General features: G+C 54.6%; 3 protein-coding genes and 2 pseudogenes. 2 read left to right on the top strand and 3 right to left on the bottom strand.

Annotation, left to right across the window (positions count from 1 at the left end; translation table 11 throughout):
• Positions 1-101: 101 nt before the first annotated feature.
• Together BLR34_RS17450 and BLR34_RS17685 are read left to right on the top strand one after the other, a co-directional pair.
• Positions 102-254 (top strand): annotated as a pseudogene (locus BLR34_RS17450) (RNA-guided endonuclease TnpB family protein); the annotation flags it as partial.
• A gap of 93 nt (positions 255-347) precedes the next feature.
• A pseudogene (locus BLR34_RS17685) lies at positions 348-431 on the top strand (SOS response-associated peptidase); the annotation flags it as partial.
• A 185-nt stretch (positions 432-616) separates the two neighbouring features.
• On the opposite strand, the gene BLR34_RS16475 reads toward BLR34_RS17685, so the two are convergent.
• The 3 genes from BLR34_RS16475 to BLR34_RS16775 all read right to left on the bottom strand — a co-directional run.
• Positions 617-2,017, bottom strand: a complete 1,401-nt coding sequence (locus BLR34_RS16475) for a hypothetical protein (protein ID WP_092704973.1) — start codon at positions 2,015-2,017, stop codon at positions 617-619.
• A gap of 22 nt (positions 2,018-2,039) precedes the next feature.
• Positions 2,040-2,162, bottom strand: coding sequence for a hypothetical protein (locus tag BLR34_RS17555; RefSeq protein ID WP_008528531.1), 123 nt, complete (start codon positions 2,160-2,162; stop codon positions 2,040-2,042).
• 154 nt (positions 2,163-2,316) lie between these two features.
• The coding region (locus BLR34_RS16775) for an SAVED domain-containing protein (RefSeq protein ID WP_143414211.1) at positions 2,317-3,180 on the bottom strand (864 nt) is incomplete at its 5' end.

The following is a 3,180-nucleotide window of genomic DNA, read 5'->3' as shown; positions in this document are numbered from 1 at the left end:
AGCAAAGCGACGCCCATAATCGCCTTCTCGACCTCATCTTCTCAAACTCGTTACGGAGTGATCCTGTCGCCGTCTTCCATTTTCAATAGAGCAGTATCAAGAAGCATCAAGGCTGGAATGTGCCTGCTCTCAACAGCCTTCCCCAAGTCAGGAAGATGCGACGGCAGGCATCGGGGGCTGTGGACGCCCCGGCCGTGACCCACGACACTGCTCGAGAGTATCAGACCGATGGTGTCGCGGGAGTGTCTGACTAATCCACGGAAAGCCTCAGGGATCGCACCGAGGCAGTTCACGAGTGGAAATCGCCGAAGGGCGAACCGAAACAGCCCTATCGGATCTATATAGAGGATGGCCCCGGAAACGACGATCCGCAGGTCATCGAACCGCTGGACCACGAGCAATCGGGCCTCGGCGAGTTCAGTTTGGGGTAGGTGGCGGCGTCACGGTCACTGCATCGGCGACGCCGCTGCCGAATCGACGACCGAGTACTCTCGACCTCGGTGGTCCCTTCCGCTTTGAGGAGGTCTTCGAGCTACTCACGTTCGGTCTCGTCCAATTGTGCCTTCCGCTAAGAGAGCATCACGTACTATGCAACGATGATCTATCTATTATCAGGCTAGCAACCATCCTGATTATCTGATTCCGTCTTCGATGGCCATGTTGGGCCCTCTGGGCGGGGGATCTCTTCTACCAAATCTTTCTCGAACTGCGAAGCTCTCCAAGCTATCACGTTCTCCTTCCGCTGGACGTACTTTTCGTCGGTATCCAGCCACCGGGAAATCTCCTCGTAACTGTGACTAGCACAGAGCAGCACCATCACTGCGAAATCGAAGCGATCGAGATTGCTCTCGTTTGCATCGGCATCAATCCGGTCGAGGAACGCCTGTGAGGAATCACCGACGAACTCCATCAGTATCTCATACAGCTCTTCGTCATCAAATCCATCAAACGTGAATCCCTCCGTGATGTTGTTCCCAGGGTCACTCTCTTCGGTATCCCAGCGAATTTCTTTGAGGGTTGCTCTTTCACAGTCGTGCAGTCTCGATAGGCGCTCTGGGTTCTCCTGTTCCCAGGTTGTGATTGTGTCGGCTACTGCCTCAGATTGAGCGTGTTCGATATAGGGATCACACCCTCGCTTCGCGATGACTGACTCGATGTTCTTTCCCGAGATCGTCAGTAGTACGGACGCACATCGATCAGTCTGTTCGAGGATCTGTGCGACTTCACGACGCGATTCGAGTTCGTCAAGGCCTGCACGCTTCTGCGCGTCGTGGACGAGGTTGTTTCTGCGTTCTTTGACCTCGACAAGCGATCCGTGGTCACCTCCGGTCAGTATTTGGATATCACAGAGTTTCTCTAATCGCTTCGCGTGCCCCATACTCCGAACGTGCTCGGTGATGCTGTCGAGACGAGCTTCCTCGCGAAAGAGTTCGTTGAGGACCGTTTCTGTGGTCAGCTCTTCGATGAGTGCCGAGGCGAGGAGGAGATACGAAAAGAATGACCGCTCAATGTCGCTGTCGATTTCGTCGGTGGACCGGAGTTTTTCAGCGATTTCAGCACGCTGTTCGAGATAATACTCGAGGACGTTGTCTGAATGCCCGACGAGAGAGTTTTGGCGTTCTACGTAGGCAACTTGGAGGAGTAATTCCTTCTCGAAAGGGGTGCTCTCACTCAGCTTCTGGCACTTCTGGAGCGAAGTTGTGGGGAGATGGCGGGTCAAATAATCGATGTCGTCGTAGACGAGCGGCGTATTCGTCGGGCAGTTGTCTACGATTGACTGAAAGTCGTCGTTGTCAGCGAGTTCGCTGAGTGCAGCGCGTATCTCGTCGACGCTAAGTTCACGAACATCTTCTGACGCGTCTGAGTCTTCACCGACCGGAACAACGCGGTACGACGCATCTCCAACGATGACGACCGGTCCTTCCAGATCGAGAACCTGATATTCCCCGATAGGGCTCAGAGAGACTGTCTCTGCGTCTATTTCGAACGATACGTCGAGATCAGTGTCGTCGCCCACGCGTCAAAAACTGCAAAGGGCTCTATTCGACTTGGGCTTCGTACTCGTCCCAAAGCGTGTCGATGTCCGTGCCGGTCTCCTCAGAGATATGGCGCAGCAACTGCGCCCTGTTCTCGAACCGACGGAGCTGGCCCTTTGCGCTCATAGTAGGACATAATCGCTCCTGCAGTAATAAATCACGGGGGTGTATGCTTCTCGGTCAACAAAACACGATCTACCAGTGCTATAATCACCTCGTAGACGACGCGCTGGTGCGACATGATCGAGTCGATGCTCTCCTGGCAATGGGCACTGATTTGCTATTGCTCTTCTGAGGCGGTGTCTGAGCCGTCTGAAAGTGGCTGATCCTGTAATCGACCAGCGGGATAGTATCGACCCTCGTCTTTGCTATAGAGGTAGGTCTGGATCGGTCTGAGTGTGTTTGATTTTCGCCCGAAGAGAAAGGCGAGCCCTATCGGGCCAGCTATGAAGAGATGAATGGTCGATGTTTTTGGCAGTTCTTTGACCGCGTCCCGTACCTTGGTTCGGAAAACATCTGCAGCATGGGCTGCCTGTGCCGGGGACAGTTCCACATCGGGCCCATCTTCCGGTGTCAATCTGAGAACGCCGTTGAAATCCGGAAGGTCGTTATGCATCTGGTCTATCTCCGGTTGCACATCGGCAGCGATGTTGACGAGCACCGCCAGCTCCGATCCGTGATTCGGTTGTCGCTGGAGATCTCCTTCTAACCCGCTTTCCTCTTCGTCGATATCGAGTTTCCATTCTGTCATCCCGGCAGGGCCGGTGGGTTGCATCCACGTTGCTTGGATACGACGTGTGGTTGGAAGACAGTAACCGGCCGCGAAAGCAGCGGGAAGATGCGTTCGGCCACGGAAGCGGAGGGGGCGGCCCGATGCGTTTTGAATGAGACAGTCCGTTACCGTGGTTAACGCCGGGAGTAGACGTTGGTTCCATACTTCTTGGGATGGTGGACCATGTTCGAAAGATCTTGACCAGTCAATAGCAATCGCTGGATCGATGTCGTGAGCCGGCGATTCGTAGGTGTCAAGTGAGCATTCGAGAGGCTCGCCGTCCGGTAAATACCCATCTATCCGCTCGATCCGCTCTGATAAGACGGCCTGGACGATATCTGTAGCTTTGTCAGACGTGGCCGCCTCTAGGGG

This window comes from Halovenus aranensis, assembly GCF_900100385.1.
GTDB classification, from domain to species: Archaea; Halobacteriota; Halobacteria; order Halobacteriales; family Haloarculaceae; genus Halovenus; species Halovenus aranensis.
The sequence above is the reverse complement of the archived record's forward strand: the minus strand, read 5'-3'. Positions and strand labels throughout refer to the sequence as shown.